The organism is Chryseobacterium proteolyticum (genome assembly GCF_046591535.1).
In the GTDB taxonomy this organism is placed as follows: domain Bacteria; phylum Bacteroidota; class Bacteroidia; order Flavobacteriales; family Weeksellaceae; genus Chryseobacterium; species Chryseobacterium proteolyticum.
Genome location: NZ_JBJLWK010000003.1, coordinates 431,779 through 449,930, shown reverse-complemented (window position 1 = coordinate 449,930; position 18,152 = coordinate 431,779). Strand labels below are relative to the sequence as shown.

Genomic DNA, 18,152 nt, shown 5'->3' with positions numbered 1-18,152 from the left:
AAACAAAGCCCAGAATCTTTTGACATTTAAGGCCACAAAAACTAATATTCATAATTTATATTTTGTAAATCATTCAGAAACAATTAAATTTGCAATTCAATTTTTAAGAATTTATGGCAAAACTTGCAAAGAATGCTCAGAAAGAGCAAGAAGGTAAAGAAACAGTGGAATTTTTTAAAGATCTTGACAGAGAGGCTTTAAATACAGAAAGATTCCTTGAAAAGTACTCAAAACCATTAGGTATTGTTTTTGGGGCTTTGATTTTAGGAGTTTTAGGATTTTTCGCCTATAAGCAATTTGTTGTTGCTCCTCAAAATGCCGAAGCAGTAAAGACATTCCTTGCCGCTCAGAAAAACCTTACCGAAGGTAAAGATAAAGAAGCTTTAGGAGGTAAATCTGCTGCTAATCCAGGTTTTATTGGAACTTATAATGATTTTTCTTCTACAGATATCGGTAAGCTTGCAGGATATAATGCCGGTTTGTTAAAATTCAAAGAAGGAAAATTTCAGGAAGCATATGATCTTTTGGATCAGTTTTCTTCAGATAATAAAACATTGATGGCTATGAAGTATGGTGCCATGGCTGATGCTAAATCCGGTCTTAATAAAAATGATGAAGCTTTAGCATTATTAGACAAGGCAGCAACAGCATCTTCAGATCCTTATACTTCTTACTACTTTACAAGAAAAGCAGGTATTGTTGCATTAGGATTAAAGAAAAATGCAGATGCAAAAAAATACTTCTCAACTATTGACGAGAAATATCAGGACTACGATAACGGAATGTCTGATTCTTATATTGAAATGACTAAATATTATTAAAAATGGCAACAGTTAATCTTTCCGATTACAAGCCACTTCATATAACCAATGCCGAAGATTTTTCTATCGGCATTGTTTTTTCTGAGTGGAATGACTTTGTAACTTACAATCTTCGTGATGCAGCTTTAGAAATCCTTGAAAAAGAAGGAGTAAAAACAGAAAATATAAAGTTGTTTTCGGTGCCGGGAGCCTTCGAGTTAAATTATGCAAGTATGCAGCTTTGCAAAGAAAGAAAATTCGATGCTGTGATTGCAATAGGATGTATTATCCGTGGAGAAACTCCACACTTCGACTTTGTATCTTCTGCGGTAGCTCAGGGAATTAAAGATTGTAATATTTTAACAGATACCCCAACCATCTTTTGTGTTCTTACCGATGACACCAAAGAGCAATCGATTGCGCGAAGCGGTGGAGATTTGGGAAATAAGGGCGTAGAAGCAGCCGTTACAGCCTTAAGAATGATAGATTTCAAAAAGAATTTATCAGATAAAAAAGGGAACATTGGCTTTGGCCATTCTTAGCATATCTCTTTTTCTTAGAGAATATAAAGGGACGTCAAATGATAGTCCCTTTTTCTGTGCCTAGGTTTAGGAACCAATTTGAGGCTACAGCTTATAGAGAATTTAACTTAAGAATAATTTAATTTATTATAAAAAATACAACAAACTACCTGTTTTTATTTTTTCTCTTGAAAAACTGTGCATAAAAACTATCTTTGTAAAAGTTAACATATATCTAATCTGAATGTATTCGCAAAAAATAAAACCATTTTTATACTTAGGATTCTTTTATCTTATCGTATCACTGATCATTAGGATAGTGTTTTTTTTCCATCCAATAACTACAGCAAGCTTTGGTTTTTTTGAAGTCCTTAAAGTTTTAGTAGTTGGTGTGGCTAATGATGTTTTTGTGTTTATACTGGCTAGTACATTTCTGGCGCTTTACTTTTTATTCCTTTCAGATTCAAAATACAAAAAACCTTACGGACAAATCATATTGGGAGCTTTAGTGCTCCTTTTTTTCTACATACTTCTTATTCCTAATAATATTTTCAAACAATATGGCGGTTCTATAGCAGAAATTGCACTTGCTTTTATTGGAGTAAAGATCCTTTGCTTTGCATTAATGCTTTTTTTACCTTCCAAAAGGATTAAAATCAGAAATATCCTCTATTTTATCACATTATTTATATTTGTACTGCTCATCATATTTAATGCAGTAAGTGAATATTTCTTTTATAATGAATTTGGATTACGATACAATTTTATTGCGGTAGATTATCTCATATATACTAATGAAGTGATCGGAAATATAATGGAAAGCTACCCTGTCCTTCCTCTCTTTCTGATTATTTTTGCACTTACATCTGCAGTTACATGGTTTATCTTTAAAAAGACCAAAGATGAACTTAAGGAGCTTCCTGACTTCAAGCAAAAACTGGTTTTATTAGCGTCTTTCATAATACTTGCCGGAATCAGCTTATTCTCTCTTACATTCACAACCCAAATCAAATCCTCAAATGTATTTGCAGAAGAAATCGAAGCCAATGGTTTCCCGAAATTTTACTGGGCATTTACCCATAATGAATTAGATTACTTTCAGTTTTATCCGCAGATAGATCAAAAAACAGCAGAACATAATTTTTTAAGCCAATACCCTGAACCGGCCCTTACAAGAAATATTACATCCGACCAACCGGAACTTAAAAAGAACGTGGTTCTTATATCCATCGAAAGCTTATCTGCAGATTTTATGCAGCATTATGGAAATGATCAGAAAATAACTCCTTTCCTGGATAGTCTGGCTGACCGATCCATGATGTTTACCAATTTGTATGCAACAGGAAACAGAACAGTTCGGGGCCTCGAAGCCTTAACCCTTTGTATCCCGCCAACAGCCGGAGAAAGCATCATAAAAAGAGAAAATAATAAAAACAAATTTACAACAGGAAATATCTTTAAATCAAAAGGATATGATGTAAAATTCCTGTATGGAGGCTACAGCTATTTTGATAATATGCAGGATTTCTTTGCCGGAAATGGATACGGAATTGTTGACAGAAATAATTTCAAGCCGGAAGAAATAACCTTTGCCAACGTTTGGGGAGTCGCTGATGAAGATATGGCGAAAAAAGCCATTCAGGTAATGAATGCAGAGTCAAAATCCGGAAAACCATTTTTTAACCATTGGATGACTGTTTCCAATCACAGACCTTTCACTTATCCGGGCGGAAGAATAGATATCCCCGGAGATGCAAAATCAAGAGAAGGAGGTGTAAAATATACAGATTACTCCCTTCGCAAGTTTTTCGAGATGGCAAAAAAACAAGATTGGTACAAAAACACCGTTTTCGTTATTGTAGCTGACCACTGTGCTTCAAGTGCAGGAAGTACGGAATTACCTATGGACAAATACAGAATTCCCGCAATGGTTTTTTCAGAAGATTTTATCCAGCCTGTAAAATTTGATAAGCTTATGTCACAAATAGATCTTATGCCAACTGTTTTGGGATTACTCAACTTCAGCTATCAATCGAAGTTCCTGGGTCAGGATGTTCTCAAAAAAGAATTTCAGCCTAAAGCATATATTGCCACTTATCAGGATCTGGGGTTTGTAAAAGACGGATATTTAACGGTAATTTCTCCTGTTAAAAAGATAAAGCAATATTCCCTTTCCCAAAAGAAGGATAAACTTACTCCGGAATTTAGCATTTATTATGATGAAAATCCTTTAAAAAAGCCGGATCAAAAAATTGTTGACGATGCAATTTCCGCCTATCAGTCGACTTCATATTGGCTAAAAACAAACCAGCTTAATCGCTAATGTATTGCAGATATCAATATAGTAAATACATAAGAGGATTTTATAGTCCTCTTATTTTATTTTCAGCATTAAATCTTTAAATTTACATACACAAAAAAATTACTATGAAATGGACAGACGATAGAGGAGGGAACGTTGAAGACCGCCGAGGTTCCGGAGGGAGCGGTGGTATGATCGTTGGAGGAGGATTAGGAACATTAATTATTGCAGCCATTGTTTTCTTCTTAGGCGGGGATCCTTCCAGCATATTAAGTTCAGGGAGCAACATGTCATCACCTACCCAAACAGAGCAAAGGGAACTAAATGCCAATGAAAAGAAAATTGGAGAAATGGTAGATATGATGAGTGGCTGGAATAACCTTACATGGAATCAGATCTTCAAGGAAAATGGAATGACCTATACACCTCCGAAAATTGTTCTTTTCGAAGAAACAACACAATCAGGTTGTGGTACGGCTCAAGCAGCAATGGGACCATTCTATTGCCCCGCAGATCAAAAAGTATATATGGATATGAGCTTCTTTAACGAGTTGCAACAAAGGTTCGGTGCGAAAGTAACAGAATTTACTATAGCCTATGTACTTGCCCATGAAGTCGGGCACCACGTACAGACTTTGTTAGGAACCACACAAAAAGTAGATGCACTGAGAAGAAGTGGAAGATATTCGGAAGCGGATATGAACAGAGTATCAGTCGCTACTGAATTGCAGGCCGATTTTTACGCAGGAGTCTGGGCGAAAAACATAGATCAGGAAAGGCATATTCTGGAACCGGGAGATATCGATTCTGCGATAGAAGCTGCTCAGGCTGTAGGTGACGACAATATTCAAAAAAGGTCCCAGGGATATGTTAATCAGGAAAGTTTTACTCATGGATCATCTGCCCAACGTAAGGAATGGTTTATGAAAGGTTATAATACCGGGGATATCAGACAAGGAGATACATTTAATCAACTTTTAAAGTAACAACTATACTCTAAAAAACAGCCTGAAGAAAATTCTTCAGGCTGTTTTTTTATTGCAGTTCGATTGGATTACTATTTTTCTTTGCGTCGTCCTTAACTCTCTCCTCCATTCTTTTTCGGAAATCGGCAGGATTTCCACCTCCATTCCCTCTAGGTCCGGATATTCCACCTCCCCCAATTCTGGTTTGGGCAAAACCTCCACCGCCCTGTGTCATGAACGATGCCGGATCTGCATAGAACTTTTTCTGCTGTTTGATATAATCTGTCCTTTTAACCTTAATGGTATTTCCAAACTGATTCATCGTAGGGAAAGCAGCGATTTTATAATTCTTCATCAAATCAAAAGAGTAATCACCAAGATTATCTTCTACTTTTATAATAAGGCCTGGAAGGCCGCTGAATTTATAAGGCCCATCCTGATATGGAAGATCTGTAGTAAACCAGGCTGTCCATTTTCTTCCCCCAAAATCGGTCTCTGCCTTTTGAACCTTATAGTCTCCTATTTTTGTGGTCTCAGATAATATTTTCCAGTTTAACGGCCTATCCTCTTCATATGAATACATATCACGGCCTAACCGGTCTTTAAAATATATCTTTTGATTCTTTTTATCTTTCTCAATTGTATAGTTGATATTACTCCGTAAGCTTTCCATTTGATCTCTGTTAAAGCCCCTCGCTCCACCACTTTGGAAAGTATTTTGTATAATCGAATCTCTTTTTATCCTGTTTTCTGAATAAAAAACAGATTTATCCTGTGAGATATCCAAATAAGCATTCTCTGTTTTTACATCATTTTTATTTGTAGCATCAGATTTCATAGTTACCTGATATACAAAACGGTTCACCTGTGCAAAGGTTATTTGCATACATAGTATTAAAACTATGATTCCTATTTTTTTCATTTATTTTATATTTTTATTGTAATTCGATCGGATTTTGGCTTCCTGTATTAAAGGATGTATTTCCAGAGCCGAAACTTTGTGCAGGAAGGTCACTGTTCCCCCCATTCATTCCCGTTCCTCCACGACGCATTCCTCCTCCTCTCATTCCGTCTCTTCCACCACCATTCATTCCTCCCTGATGTCTCCCTGCCTCAAAACCTTGCATACCACCGCTATTTCCTCCGTTTATACTTCTTTTGTTTTTACTAAGCTCCAATTCCAACGCCGCTTTATCTCCATGGAAATTGACCCTTGAACTTTTTCTCGCATCAGAATCCATAGGCTCTTCAAAAGAGTTCTTTACAACAACTTTTTTTTATGAGATCAAATTTATAATCTCCTTTATCATCTTCAAGCTTTACAATCAATCCTGGTAACCCCGAAAATTTGTAAGGTCCATCAGAAACATTGATGTCTTTCGCAAACCACGCTGTCCAGGTTCTTCCAGCAAAGCTGGCAGTTGCCTTTTGTGACGAATAGCCATTCTGTTTTTCGACATCATTTGTTATATTCCATTGTATAGGTCTGTCTTCCTGATAATAAATCTGCTTCCCTCCTACTCTGTCATAATAATATACTTTTTGATCCGGAATATCTTTAAGAATATAATAATCAAAAAAAGACTGTTCCCCGGATTTTCCTATTCCTAATTTTGAAAAATCTTTACCCTCTTTTTTATTACTTATCCTTTCATCCCGTTTAAAGTTTGACACAAGAGAGTCCCTTTCTAATTTATGTTCACTTATGAATAACGATTGACTGCCTTTGATATCGAGGAAAGTCCTTTCAGTCTTCAGCCCTACCAGATTAATTGAATCCGGATTTACAGCTGTTTCATAAATATAACGTGTCGTTTGTCCATAAGACATAGACAATAGAAACAACACAAAAAAGACCGGTAATTTATTTTTCATAATAGTTCTTTATAGATAAAAAATACTGTCTAAAGTTAAATCGAACCAGAATCACTAATTTTGCCGCAGAAAATTTATCCATTTTTAATAGCAGTGATCATATGTATAATGATCCTCTTGTGATTAGAATTATTAAAATAGATATCTTCAATTTGAGATTGCGGAAATTAGTTCGTATTTTTGCAAGATTAAATCATTCTAAATAAATACAATGATAACAGTATCAGATCAAGCGAAGTTAAAAGCCATCCAACTAATGACGGAAGAAGGCTTTGACCCTGCTGAAGATTATATAAGAGTGGGGGTGAAAAGTGGAGGATGTTCTGGTTTGGAATATGTTTTAAAGTTTGATAACGAAAAAACAGAAACAGATCAGATTATTGAAAATAACGATGTTAAGATTGTTGTGGACAAAAAATCTATCCTCTATTTAGCGGGTACAATTCTTGAATATTCAGGAGGTTTGAATGGAAAAGGATTTGTTTTTAACAATCCGAATGCATCCAGAACATGTGGTTGTGGAGAAAGTTTTTCTCTATAGAGAAAAGACATTAGATGCTGGATATCAGATAAAAGACCTGTTCTTCAATCTGAAATCTAACATCTGAAATCTAAAAAAAAAATAATGAGTAAATATACAGAAGACGATTTACGCGTCGATTTAGAAAATAAAAAATATGAATTCGGTTGGGAAACTAAGATCGATTATGAAGATTTCCCAATTGGTTTAGATGAGAATATCATCCGTGCCATTTCTGCTAAAAAAGAAGAACCGGAATGGATGACAGAATGGCGTTTGGAATCTTTCAGAATATGGCTTAAAATGGTAGAACCTACCTGGGCAAATATTAAGTATGAGAAACCAGATTTCCAAGCTATCCGTTATTATGCTGCTCCAAAGAAAAATCCTGAGCTAGCAAGCTTAGATGAGGTGGATCCTGAGCTTCTCAAAACATTTGAAAAGCTAGGTATCAATATCGAAGAGCAAAAAAGACTTTCGGGAGTTGCGGTAGATATCGTCATCGATTCTATTTCTGTAAAAACAACTTTTCAGGAAACCCTGGCAGAAAAAGGAATTATTTTCTGCTCTATTTCCGAAGCGATAAAAAATCACCCAGACCTTGTGAAAAAATATCTTGGAAAAGTAGTTCCAAGAGGAGATAATTTTTATTCTGCATTAAACTCCGCGGTTTTTTCTGACGGAAGTTTCTGCTATATTCCAAAAGGTGTAAGATGCCCGATGGAGCTTTCTACTTACTTCCGTATCAATCAGGCTGGAACAGGACAGTTCGAAAGAACCCTTGTTATTGCGGATGAAGGAAGTTATGTTTCTTATCTTGAAGGATGTACAGCTCCTTCCAGAGATGAAAATCAGCTCCATGCAGCTGTTGTGGAATTAATAGCAATGGACAATGCAGAAATTAAATATTCAACTGTTCAGAACTGGTATCCGGGTAACGAAGAAGGCAAAGGAGGTGTATTCAATTTTGTGACTAAAAGAGGACTTTGCGAAAAAAATGCAAAAATCTCATGGACGCAGGTTGAAACCGGGTCTGCAGTAACATGGAAGTATCCTTCTTGTATTTTAAAAGGAGATGGCTCAATAGGTGAGTTTTACTCCATTGCGGTAACCAATAATCACCAGTATGCTGATACAGGAACTAAAATGATCCACATCGGAAAAAATACGAAATCAACGATTATTTCCAAAGGTATTTCAGCAGGAAAATCTCAGAACTCATATAGAGGGCAGGTAAAAGTAATGCCTTCTGCAAAAGGAGCAAGAAACTTTTCACAGTGTGATTCATTACTGATGGGTAATGAGTGCGGTGCGCATACTTTCCCATATATTGAGATCAAAGACCCGACTGCACAGCTGGAACATGAAGCTACTACTTCAAAAATTGGGGAAGATCAGATCTTCTATTGCAATCAGAGAGGGATTGATACAGAAAGGGCTATTGCTTTGATTGTAAATGGGTTCAGTAAGGAAGTTTTAAATAAACTTCCAATGGAGTTTGCCATTGAAGCCCAGAAATTATTAGAGATATCATTAGAAGGTTCGGTAGGGTAATTATGAAGGAAACTACGGAAAGATTGATTTTAAGAAAACCTGAAAAAGACGATTTTGAAAGATTTTTTGAAATTAATAATGATCCGCAGACTAATTTATATAATCCCAATGGACCAATGAGCCTTGAAAAGGCTACAAGTACATTTAATAGGATGCTGGAACACTGGGAACAAAATAATTTTGGAGCCTGGGCTGTTTCAGAAAAAGAAAATCCGGAAAAAATCATTGGTTTTGGAGGGTTAAGCTATAAAATGTATGGTGAGACAGAAAAATTAAATCTGGGATATCGCTTTGCTCCCGAAGCTTGGGGAAAAGGATATGCAACAGAATTTTCAAAAAAGACAATAGACTTCGGTTTTAGTGATTTAAATGAAAAGGAAATTTTTGGTGTTGTGCGTCCTAACAATATAGCTTCCATCAAAGTATTGGAGAAAGCAGGAATGGAGCAGACAGGAAAACTTAATGATGTCCCGGATCAGCCGGAAAGTTTAGTATATAGAATTCAAAAATAATTTGTTTAAGCAAATAAAATGTTAGAAATAAAAAACTTACACGCCAGAATTGAAGATGGCGCACAAATTTTAAAAGGTATCAATCTTGAAATAAAACCAGGTGAAGTCCATGCTATTATGGGGCCTAACGGAGCAGGAAAATCTACCCTTTCTTCTATTATCGCAGGAAAAGAAGATTATGAGGTTACAGAAGGTGAAATTATTTTTGAGGGCGAAAACATCAATGAGGATGCTCCTGAAGAAAGAGCGCACAAAGGAATATTCCTTTCTTTTCAGTATCCGGTAGAAATTCCTGGAGTTTCTGTTACTAACTTTATTAAAGCTGCTTTAAACGAAAACAGAAAAGCAAACGGACTCGAAGAAATGCCGGCAAAAGAAATGCTTGCTATGATTCGTGAAAAATCTGAAAAACTTGGAATTAAAAAAGATTTCCTTTCAAGATCATTAAACGAAGGGTTTTCGGGAGGTGAAAAGAAGAGAAATGAGATCTTTCAGATGATGATGCTTAATCCAAAATTAGCTATTCTTGATGAGACAGATTCAGGATTGGATATTGATGCTTTAAGAATCGTTGCAGATGGAGTAAATTACTTTAAAAACGAAGGAAATGCAGTTCTTTTGATTACCCACTATCAAAGATTGCTTAATTATATCCAACCGGACTTTGTTCATGTACTGGCTAACGGTAAAATTATAAAGACTGGTGACAAATCTCTTGCTTTAGAATTGGAAGCAAAAGGTTACGATTGGCTTCTTAACTAATTAGATAAGAAGAAATATTTTTAGTACCGATTTTATCAATCATTACTAAAAGTCAAGCGGAAAAACCGCAATGGTAATACAATTTTTAAATACATAAAAAAGGTGTGATGGCCGAAATTTCAGTAATGGCTTTATACGATCAAATTATTGACAACCACGATGAGTTTTTGGAAAGTCTTCGTCACAGATTTCTGGATGAAGATAGAAAGTCAGCTCTTCGGGCGTTCGAAAGTATTGGTTTTCCAACCAAAAAAGACGAAGAATATAAATATACCAACCTAAAAGAGATCACGGAAAAAAACTATAATTTTTTCCCTAAAGAAGGTCACAATATTACTAAAGAACAATTGGAGCAATTGCATCTTGGTGAAGAAAATTTTGACTGGATTGTTTTTGTGAATGGTAAACTTCATAAAGAATTATCAAAAGTTTCTATTGAGAATGTAGAGTTTTTGTCCTTCAACTATGCTTTGAATGATGAAAAGCATAAAGAAGTATTTGATAAATACTTTAATACAATTGCTGCAGAAAAATCAGCTTTCACGGACCTGAATCTTGCTTATTGCAAATACGGGTTCTTCCTGAAAGTTCCTAAAAATGTAGTTATTGAAAAACCTATCCACGTTTTCTATCTTTCACAAAATCAAGAGGAAAACACCTTCTACAACACAAGAAACCTGCTTATCGTAGAAGACGGAGCAAAAGTGGAAATTATTGAAAGTCACCATAATTTTGATGATACTTTTGTATTAACAAATTCAGTAACTGAAATTTTCACTTATCCCAATGCAAAAGCAGACTGGCATAAGCTTCAGAATGATAATGACACTTCTTATCTGATTGACAACACTTTTGCAAAACAGGAAAAAGATAGTTTAACAACTGTAAACACGTTTTCTTTTGGAGGAAAACTGGTAAGAAACAATCTCGATTTCATTCATAACGGACAGAATATCAATTCATTTATGAACGGGATTACGATTATCGGAAAAGATCAGTTGGTGGATCACCATACTGCAGTTCACCATAATCAGCCGAATTGTGAAAGTTATCAAAACTATAAAGGGATATTTAAAGATAAGGCACATGGTGTATTCAACGGAAAAGTTTTCGTTGATAAAATAGCTCAAAAAACCAATGCTTATCAGCAAAATAATAATGTTTTGCTAAGCGAGGGAGCAAGTATTGATACAAAGCCTCAATTGGAAATCTTTGCAGATGATGTAAAGTGTTCACATGGTTGTACTGTAGGTCAGCTGAATGACGACGCATTATTCTATCTGAGAGCAAGAGGAATCTCTAAAAAAGAAGCTCAGGCATTATTATTATATGCATTTGCCAATGATGCCATGCAAAACATTGATATTGAACCTTTAAAAGAAAAAATTTCCAGATTATTGGCTGAGAAATTAGAAGTAGACATTGAATTCTAAGAAAATAAATTGATACCAAAAAAGCACTTCGTATGAAGTGCTTTTTTTATTATGATATATAGTTTCTCTATTTCTTGATCCACCATTGATTATCTTTCCTGTCCGATCTCTTCACCCCGTTATTCACAGTATAGGCAATACCAATTCCTAAAGTCTGTTTAAGCTGTGTCTTTTGGATTTGATTATGGTCATAGAGTACATCCACCGTAATATTGGAAGAAATATATTTGTTGATTTTTAAATTGACAACTGCTCCATAAGCGAGAACAAGTCTATCCGGATGATCTAGGTAATTTGAAAATACCGATGCAGTATTAGTCAGATTAATATTCTCCATAAGTTTAATTTTGTAGACAGCATTCCCTAAAAAACCAAATTGCAGAAGAGAACTGTCGCCATCTGCTTTTAAGCCATAATTTCCCGCTTTCTGGAGGTCAGGATCCAGAACAAACGTCCATCTTGCATTGACCGGGCGCAATGTTACCGTCAGATTATCATCTGGCCTGTAAGTAACCCCCAAACCCATGTTAAAGTATCCCGGAGCCATGAAATTAGAGATTTTCTTTGCTTCCGGGTTATTCCCGTCTTCATATCCTGCTGAAAATTGAGACTGTAAGCTTGCCCCGGAAGAAATATACCAGCTTTTAGAAAACTGTCTTCCATAGTTGGTAGAAATATTGAGAACATCCTGTGTCTTTCTTGTTCCTACTCCTTTTGTATTATTCTGTCCATAACCCATGATAATAATGTTTTCCCATAGGTCCTTATCTTTTTCATAAGTAAGATTATAATCGATACCTGCAAGCCAGCCAACATTGTTGGCTCCTCCACCAACCCAATTTGAAAAAGCGGCCTGATTGAACATTAATGTATTTTTACCTAAAACCGACCAATGTTTAACAGTGTCTACAACGATTGAATCTTTTTTTTATGTCCTGAGCATTTACAAAAAACTGCATTGAAATACCGACAAGCAATAAAAACTTCTTCATATAATAAAAAATTTTTCAATTACAAAAGTATAAAATATAATTTGTGTGAACCCATAATTTATAAAGCAGGTAGCCTGTTTTGTTCACAAATTATCCTTTAACATACGAAAACCGAGCCACTTTCAGGCAATCAAATCTTTTATATTTCTTTAAAATTTAAATCTTGATAAAAATCATTACCTTTTGTCGTAAAAAAAACTTCGTATCTGGAAATCATCGCCAAAATTTCCGAAATTTATTATTGGCTTTTGATTTGACATTATCTCTTCATGTTTAAAAACGCAATTTCCAGAAAAGCTATCATAAATCCACTGCTGATGCTTTCAGCAATGTGGCTGGGGTACTTTTTACAGACACAGGGCTTTTTTCAAAGCTGTTTTGGAGCTATTATACCTCTGCTACCTGAAGGCTTGCTTGGAATAATTACGTCTCCCCTTCTGCATGGAAATATGGATCATATCATTAGCAATTCAATTCCGATCGCCGTATTGATGTTTCTTCTATATCAGTTTTACCCGTTAGTGGCTAATAAAGTATTTGTCATAGGCTGGCTTGCAACAGGTTTGCTGTTATGGTTACTTCCGCCCATAGATATTCTTACAGGAGAATATATGTACACATGTACAATTGGAGCGAGCGGTATTGTTTATGTTCTAGCTTTTTTCCTCTTTTTCAGCGGGGTCTTCAAATGGAATATGAAGCTTCTCACCATTTCTTTACTGGTCGTACTTTATTATGGCAGTTTAGTTTGGGGAATGTTTCCGGAGGAACTATTTTACAATCTTCAGGAACCGAGTAAAATATCATGGCAAGCCCATCTATCGGGAGCTGTTGTAGGAAGTATTATTGCATTTGCATTTAAAAACATTGGCGAAAAAAAGAAAAGATATATCTGGGAATTCCCCAATTATTATAGCGAAAAAGATGACAAACTTTGGCAGGAATATAAAGAAAATCACCCTGAAGACTTTTTAGAACTGCCGTATAAAAAAAAGAGATGATATCTGGGATCATTTGGATGAATTAAGAAAAAAATAAAACTTAATTCGTTACATTTGGATAAAAAGCACACATGATATCCGAAGAACATCTTTATTCAATCGCATTACGCGAATGTAACCTCATTGGTGACATTAATCTTTCTAAACTCACAAAAGCATTCGGGAGCGCTAAAAATGCCTGGGAACAAGCCAAAAAAGAATATAAAAAGCTGGATGGATTTGGTCACAAAATCGTATCAGATATTGGCAATTTGTCTCATTTACACTTCGCAGAAAAAGAATTAAAATTTTGCGAGCGTAATGGTATTCAGATCAGGTTAAAACATCTGAAAGAACTTCCTTATTTACTCCATGAATGTGAAGACGCTCCTGCTATTTTATACCAAAAAGGAACCTACAATGAAAACTTACAACCATTAAGTATTGTGGGTACACGTACTATCACATCATATGGAAAACAATTTATAAGTGACTTTTTTCATGAAGCCCAATCCTGCAATTTTGTTTCGGTCAGTGGCCTGGCTTTGGGAGCAGATAAGGAAGTCCATGAGCAATCCCTGCATCATAAAATCCCTACGATTGGTGTTCTAGCCCATGGCTTCCATACTTTATATCCGTCAAAAAATAAGAAACTGGCTGACAGAATAATTAATGAAGGAGGGGCTCTTTTTACAGAATTTAATTCTTCCAGGAAACCCGACAGAGAAAATTTCATTCAGAGAAATAGGATTATTGCGGGTTTGTCTCCTGCTACAATTGTGGTAGAAACCGCTTTTGGGGGAGGATCTGTAAGTACAGCAACTTTTGCAAACGGCTACAACAGGGATGTTTTTGCTCTCCCGGGAAAAGTCACGGATCAACATAGCCAAGGTTGCAATCAGCTCATTTCTCAAAATAAAGCAGCAATAATTTCTACAATAAAAGACCTTATTTATACCCTTGGTTTTAACAAGCCGAAGGAAAAAATGGAAGAACTTTTTCCTTATTCTTCCACAAGCATACAACTAACTGATAATCAAAATATAATCTATAAATTTATTCTAAAGAATCCACAAATAAATTTAGATGATCTAGCCCAGCAAATTACGCTTCCGACACACAAAATTTTGCCCATAATTTTGGAATTAGAGCTTTTAGGGAAAGTGAAATCACTTTCCGGGAGACAATTTGTGGCAATTTGAAATTTAACTATTTCTTAATATTGCATTATTTCACAAATAACATTTAATTTTTAATAAAATTTAACTACTAATTATTAATTTAATAATATTTTCCCTCATAATTATTAAATTTTCAATAATCATCAATTAAGGTGTTGTGAATCTTGAAAAAAAAAATTAAATTTGTTGGCAATAATATTCAACCTTAATATATGGAACAATATAATATTGACCAGAAAATCCAGGAGTTTATTGCAAAAATTGAGGCAAAAAACCCTAACGAGCCAGAATTTTTACAAGCCGTAAAAGAAGTTGCAGTTACTGTTATCCCATTTATCGCTACAAAGAAGGAATATACAGGAATGAAGCTTCTAGAAAGAATGGCTGAAGCTGAAAGAATTATTATTTTCAGAGTTCCATGGGTTGATGACAAAGGAGAGATCCAGGTAAACAGAGGTTTCAGAATTCAGATGAACTCTGCAATCGGACCATACAAAGGAGGAATTCGTTTCCATCCGACAGTAAATTTATCTGTTCTTAAGTTTTTAGCTTTTGAACAAGTTTTCAAAAACTCATTAACTACTCTTCCAATGGGAGGTGGTAAAGGAGGTTCTGACTTTGATCCACAAGGAAAATCAGATATGGAAGTAATGCGTTTCTGCCAGGCTTTCATGACTGAATTATGCAAGCATATTGGTCCTGAAACTGACGTTCCAGCCGGAGATATTGGGGTAGGATCAAGAGAAATCGGATACCTTTTCGGACAATATAAGAAGATCAGAAATGAATTTACCGGTGTTCTTACTGGTAAAGGACTTGCTTATGGAGGTTCATTGATTCGTCCTGAAGCTACGGGATATGGTGTTGTGTATTTTGCTGAGCAAATGCTGAAAACCATTGGCCAAACTTTTAAAGACAAAATAGTTTCTGTTTCAGGTTTTGGTAATGTAGCGTGGGGAGTAATTAAAAAAGTATCTGAATTAGGAGGAAAAGTGGTTACCATTTCAGGTCCTGACGGATACATTTATGATAAAGACGGTATTGAAGGAGATAAAATCGATTACTTATTGGAATTGAGAGCTTCCGGGAATAACAGAGCTGAGGATTATGCTAAAAAATATCCATCTGCTGTATTCCATGCAGGGAAACGTCCTTGGGAAGTGAAGTGTGATGTGGCAATTCCTTCTGCAACCCAAAACGAATTGGATTTCGAAGATGCTAAAATATTGGTTGAAAACGGAGTTTTATGTGTAACTGAAGCTGCTAATATGCCTTCAACATTAGAAGCCATCAACTATTTCTTAGACAGCAAAGTATTATTCTCTCCTGGAAAAGCATCTAACGCCGGTGGTGTAGCTACTTCAGGATTAGAAATGACTCAAAACTCAATTCGTTTGAACTGGACTTCTGAAGAAGTAGATGCAAGATTAAAGGAAATCATGATTGGAATCCATAAAGCTTGTAGAGACTACGGAAAAGAGGAAGACGGCTATGTAAACTATGTAAAAGGGGCAAATATTGCCGGCTTTGTGAAGGTTGCAGAAGCAATGTTAGCTCAAGGAGTTGTGTAAGATAAAAATATAAAGGTTGGGAATCTTCCCGGCCTTTTTTCTTATAGCCTGTTCCCGGGGATAATGGGAAAAAAGTAAAAAGTGAAAGGAGAAAGCATTGATATATTCAATGCTTTTTTTATGTAAAAAACATACAAGATAAGTGCATCTCCCATCATCATTTGGCAGGAAATAATATGCTTCCAGACATTTTATGCTCAAAAAAAATCCTGAAATACATAATTTCAGGATCTTCATTTCAACTTTTTAACAATTTATTTCGACTTTTTCTTCTTAGTCTTCTTCTCTTCTTTAGTCGCTTCAGAAGGTTTTGTTGCCTCAACAGCAGTTTCAGTACTAACACTTGTTGTTCCATCAGTCATTTTAGTTGGGTTGGCCGAAGTATCAACAGTAGTGGTTGTACCTGTACTTAATGTTTGATTCGGTGTAGTCGTATTGGAATTAGACTGCATCGTTTGTGGAGTTGTCTGGGTTGTAGTCTGATTAGGATCAACCTTCTTCTGTGTCTCAGTCTGAGCTGATACAGCAATCATTCCTACTAAAGAAAATGCTGCTGTGAAAATTAACTTTTTCATATTCTAATATTTTAAATGGGTGTTTAGTATTTCTAGAACGCCATTTATTTTATTAAATTATATGTAAAGGTCTTATTTAACGTACTTTATATTATTTTAAGATGAATTTTGATTATAGGTTATTTTCCTAAATTTTTCATAATCCTCTCCACAAATTCAAACGCAGCCGGACAAATAACAGTATTTTTTACCATTAACGAATTAATCTGATAAATCTTCTTTCTATCCGTATGAGGATATTCCCTACAGGCTTTAGGTCTCACTTCATATATCGAGCACGTATTATCATCATTCAGAAAAAAGCAGGGTAAGTTTTGTAGTACCTTATCATTATCCTCATCTATCCTCAGGAATTTTGATTCAAAATCTGCAGGCTTCATTCGAAGATGCTTAGCAATGCGCTCAATATCCTTCTCTGTATATAAAGGCCCGGTAGTTTTACAGCAATTTGCACATTGAAGACAATCCACTTTCTCAAATACTTCTTCATGGGTTTCCTGAACAACATAATCAAGATTTTTGGGCGGCTTTTTCTTTAATCCGTCCAAAAATTTCTTATGCTCCTTTTGCTTTTGTAAAGCTTGTTTTCTGTATAATTCTATATCCATTAGTCCTTTTCGCTAAAAACAGGAAGATCTGCTTTTTTGTGTTCATTAATCTTATCCAGATCCAGAATTGTCGACTGATTATCTTTATTCGGATAATACATTGGGACAAACTTGGCTCCATAAATAATTTCCCCCGTCACATAAGACGACCTTTGAACCACAGTATTGGAAAATACCTCATCAAAAGCGCGAACCTGAACAATCAGTTCAATATCTGTATTTTTAAAATCTTCCTCAGAAAAGCCATAAAACGGTGAGTTTTCATCAATCTTATGAACAACAGTCCAGTTAAGTGCCAATGTATTAATTTTACCCAGCTGAGTTTCCAACCGGTAAAAATTACTTTTAGGAACTCCATCTTCAATAACTTCAATAGCTACCGAAACAATAACCTCTGCATCTGTAAGCGCATTATTTTTATAAGGCGCTAGCCTAAACATTAAAGCAGATGTATCTCTAAAAGGAGCAATCACTGCAATATCAGAAAACCTTAAGTAAGCTCTGGGCCGTGAAAATCTTCCATAAAAAAGTCCTGTTGCAATAGCAAAGGTAAGCAATCCTAAAAAAGCTTCAAAAGTAGCCACCAGACTCGCCAGAAAACCAACCGGTGCAATTCTTCCATATCCTACTGTCGTAAATGTTTGCGAACTGAAAAAAAAACACATCAATAAATTCATTGAGGGGATTACTTTTATCAATTCCTGTAAGATGCTGTACTCCGATCAGATAATAAACCAATGCAAAAATAAGATTGACCACCACATAAGAAATTACCAGATACGAAAGAAAACGAAATGTGGATAAATTAAGCATCGTATGATACCAACTTAGCCGATTAAAAACATTGACTCCTGTTCGCTGAACATTCGGAAAACCATCCTTATTGATAAATCTTCCTGAGGCATTGTTGCCAAAACCACTGTTCTCCGTATTTGTCTGACGGATTTTTTTTTCTGAATCCCCGGGTCATTCCCACACTTTTTTTTAATTTAATATTATTA

17 protein-coding genes and 2 pseudogenes are annotated in these 18,152 nt (G+C 35.4%); 12 read left to right on the top strand and 7 right to left on the bottom strand.

Going from position 1 to position 18,152, the window contains the following annotated elements; all coding sequences use genetic code 11:
• Positions 1-113 precede the first annotated feature (113 nt).
• From ACJ5H0_RS13090 to ypfJ, 4 genes are all read left to right on the top strand, one after another.
• Positions 114-821 carry a YfgM family protein gene (locus ACJ5H0_RS13090; RefSeq protein ID WP_172281996.1) on the top strand — a complete coding sequence of 236 codons (708 nt, stop codon included), beginning with the start codon at positions 114-116 and terminating at the stop codon, positions 819-821.
• A 2-nt stretch (positions 822-823) separates the two neighbouring features.
• Positions 824-1,342, top strand: a complete 519-nt coding sequence (ribH, locus tag ACJ5H0_RS13085) for a 6,7-dimethyl-8-ribityllumazine synthase (protein ID WP_172281994.1) — start codon at positions 824-826, stop codon at positions 1,340-1,342.
• 223 nt (positions 1,343-1,565) lie between these two features.
• A complete protein-coding gene (locus tag ACJ5H0_RS13080) occupies positions 1,566-3,644 on the top strand; it encodes an LTA synthase family protein (RefSeq protein WP_411249868.1) in 2,079 nt (692 codons plus the stop codon).
• A 104-nt stretch (positions 3,645-3,748) separates the two neighbouring features.
• Positions 3,749-4,609, top strand: a complete 861-nt coding sequence (gene ypfJ / locus ACJ5H0_RS13075) for a KPN_02809 family neutral zinc metallopeptidase (RefSeq protein WP_273650355.1) — start codon at positions 3,749-3,751, stop codon at positions 4,607-4,609.
• Between the two features lie 49 nt (positions 4,610-4,658).
• Here ypfJ and ACJ5H0_RS13070 read toward each other — a convergent pair whose 3' ends face one another.
• The 3 genes from ACJ5H0_RS13070 to ACJ5H0_RS13060 are packed head-to-tail and all read right to left on the bottom strand — an operon-like array spanning position 4,659 to position 6,463.
• Positions 4,659-5,510 carry a GLPGLI family protein gene (locus ACJ5H0_RS13070; protein WP_411249867.1) on the bottom strand — a complete coding sequence of 284 codons (852 nt, stop codon included), beginning with the start codon at positions 5,508-5,510 and terminating at the stop codon, positions 4,659-4,661.
• A 13-nt stretch (positions 5,511-5,523) separates the two neighbouring features.
• Positions 5,524-5,829, bottom strand: coding sequence for a hypothetical protein (locus ACJ5H0_RS13065; protein WP_411249866.1), 306 nt, complete (start codon positions 5,827-5,829; stop codon positions 5,524-5,526).
• Between the two features lie 7 nt (positions 5,830-5,836).
• The gene (locus ACJ5H0_RS13060) at positions 5,837-6,463 is read right to left on the bottom strand and encodes a GLPGLI family protein (RefSeq protein WP_411249865.1); all 627 of its coding nucleotides are present in this window, start codon (positions 6,461-6,463) and stop codon (positions 5,837-5,839) included.
• 211 nt (positions 6,464-6,674) lie between these two features.
• Between ACJ5H0_RS13060 and ACJ5H0_RS13055 the strand changes: the two genes are divergently transcribed.
• From ACJ5H0_RS13055 to sufD, 5 genes are all read left to right on the top strand, one after another.
• Positions 6,675-7,004: a HesB/IscA family protein gene (locus ACJ5H0_RS13055; RefSeq protein ID WP_172281985.1), complete on the top strand. Its 330-nt coding sequence runs from the start codon at positions 6,675-6,677 to the stop codon at positions 7,002-7,004.
• Positions 7,005-7,088: 84 nt separating this feature from the next.
• Positions 7,089-8,537, top strand: a complete 1,449-nt coding sequence (gene sufB, locus ACJ5H0_RS13050) for a Fe-S cluster assembly protein SufB (protein WP_172281983.1) — start codon at positions 7,089-7,091, stop codon at positions 8,535-8,537.
• A 2-nt stretch (positions 8,538-8,539) separates the two neighbouring features.
• A complete protein-coding gene (locus tag ACJ5H0_RS13045) occupies positions 8,540-9,049 on the top strand; it encodes a GNAT family N-acetyltransferase (protein ID WP_273650352.1) in 510 nt (169 codons plus the stop codon).
• 18 nt (positions 9,050-9,067) lie between these two features.
• Positions 9,068-9,811 carry a Fe-S cluster assembly ATPase SufC gene (sufC, locus tag ACJ5H0_RS13040; protein ID WP_172281980.1) on the top strand — a complete coding sequence of 248 codons (744 nt, stop codon included), beginning with the start codon at positions 9,068-9,070 and terminating at the stop codon, positions 9,809-9,811.
• 125 nt (positions 9,812-9,936) lie between these two features.
• On the top strand, positions 9,937-11,244 hold the full coding sequence (gene sufD, locus ACJ5H0_RS13035) for a Fe-S cluster assembly protein SufD (protein WP_172282427.1): 1,308 nt from the start codon (positions 9,937-9,939) through the stop codon (positions 11,242-11,244).
• Positions 11,245-11,311: 67 nt separating this feature from the next.
• On the opposite strand, the pseudogene ACJ5H0_RS13030 reads toward sufD, so the two are convergent.
• Positions 11,312-12,203: pseudogene (locus tag ACJ5H0_RS13030) on the bottom strand (DUF3078 domain-containing protein).
• Positions 12,204-12,505: 302 nt separating this feature from the next.
• Here ACJ5H0_RS13030 and ACJ5H0_RS13025 point away from each other — a divergent pair.
• From ACJ5H0_RS13025 to gdhA, 3 genes and pseudogenes are all read left to right on the top strand, one after another.
• Positions 12,506-13,274 (top strand): annotated as a pseudogene (locus ACJ5H0_RS13025) (rhomboid family intramembrane serine protease).
• Between the two features lie 34 nt (positions 13,275-13,308).
• Positions 13,309-14,418, top strand: coding sequence for a DNA-processing protein DprA (gene dprA, locus ACJ5H0_RS13020; protein ID WP_411249864.1), 1,110 nt, complete (start codon positions 13,309-13,311; stop codon positions 14,416-14,418).
• Between the two features lie 191 nt (positions 14,419-14,609).
• On the top strand, positions 14,610-15,968 hold the full coding sequence (gene gdhA / locus ACJ5H0_RS13015; RefSeq protein WP_172281957.1) for an NADP-specific glutamate dehydrogenase: 1,359 nt from the start codon (positions 14,610-14,612) through the stop codon (positions 15,966-15,968).
• A 254-nt stretch (positions 15,969-16,222) separates the two neighbouring features.
• On the opposite strand, the gene ACJ5H0_RS13010 is transcribed toward gdhA, so the two are convergent.
• From ACJ5H0_RS13010 to ACJ5H0_RS13000, 3 genes are all read right to left on the bottom strand, one after another.
• Complete coding sequence (locus ACJ5H0_RS13010) at positions 16,223-16,543, bottom strand: hypothetical protein (RefSeq protein WP_411249863.1); 321 nt, start codon at positions 16,541-16,543, stop codon at positions 16,223-16,225.
• 119 nt (positions 16,544-16,662) lie between these two features.
• Entirely contained in the window at positions 16,663-17,151 is a 489-nt protein-coding gene (locus ACJ5H0_RS13005) for a YkgJ family cysteine cluster protein (protein WP_411249862.1), read from the bottom strand.
• Positions 17,151-17,828, bottom strand: a complete 678-nt coding sequence (locus tag ACJ5H0_RS13000; RefSeq protein WP_411249861.1) for an ion channel — start codon at positions 17,826-17,828, stop codon at positions 17,151-17,153. Before ACJ5H0_RS13000 ends, ACJ5H0_RS13005 begins: the two co-directional genes overlap by 1 nt.
• Between the last annotated feature and the right edge of the window lie 324 nt (positions 17,829-18,152).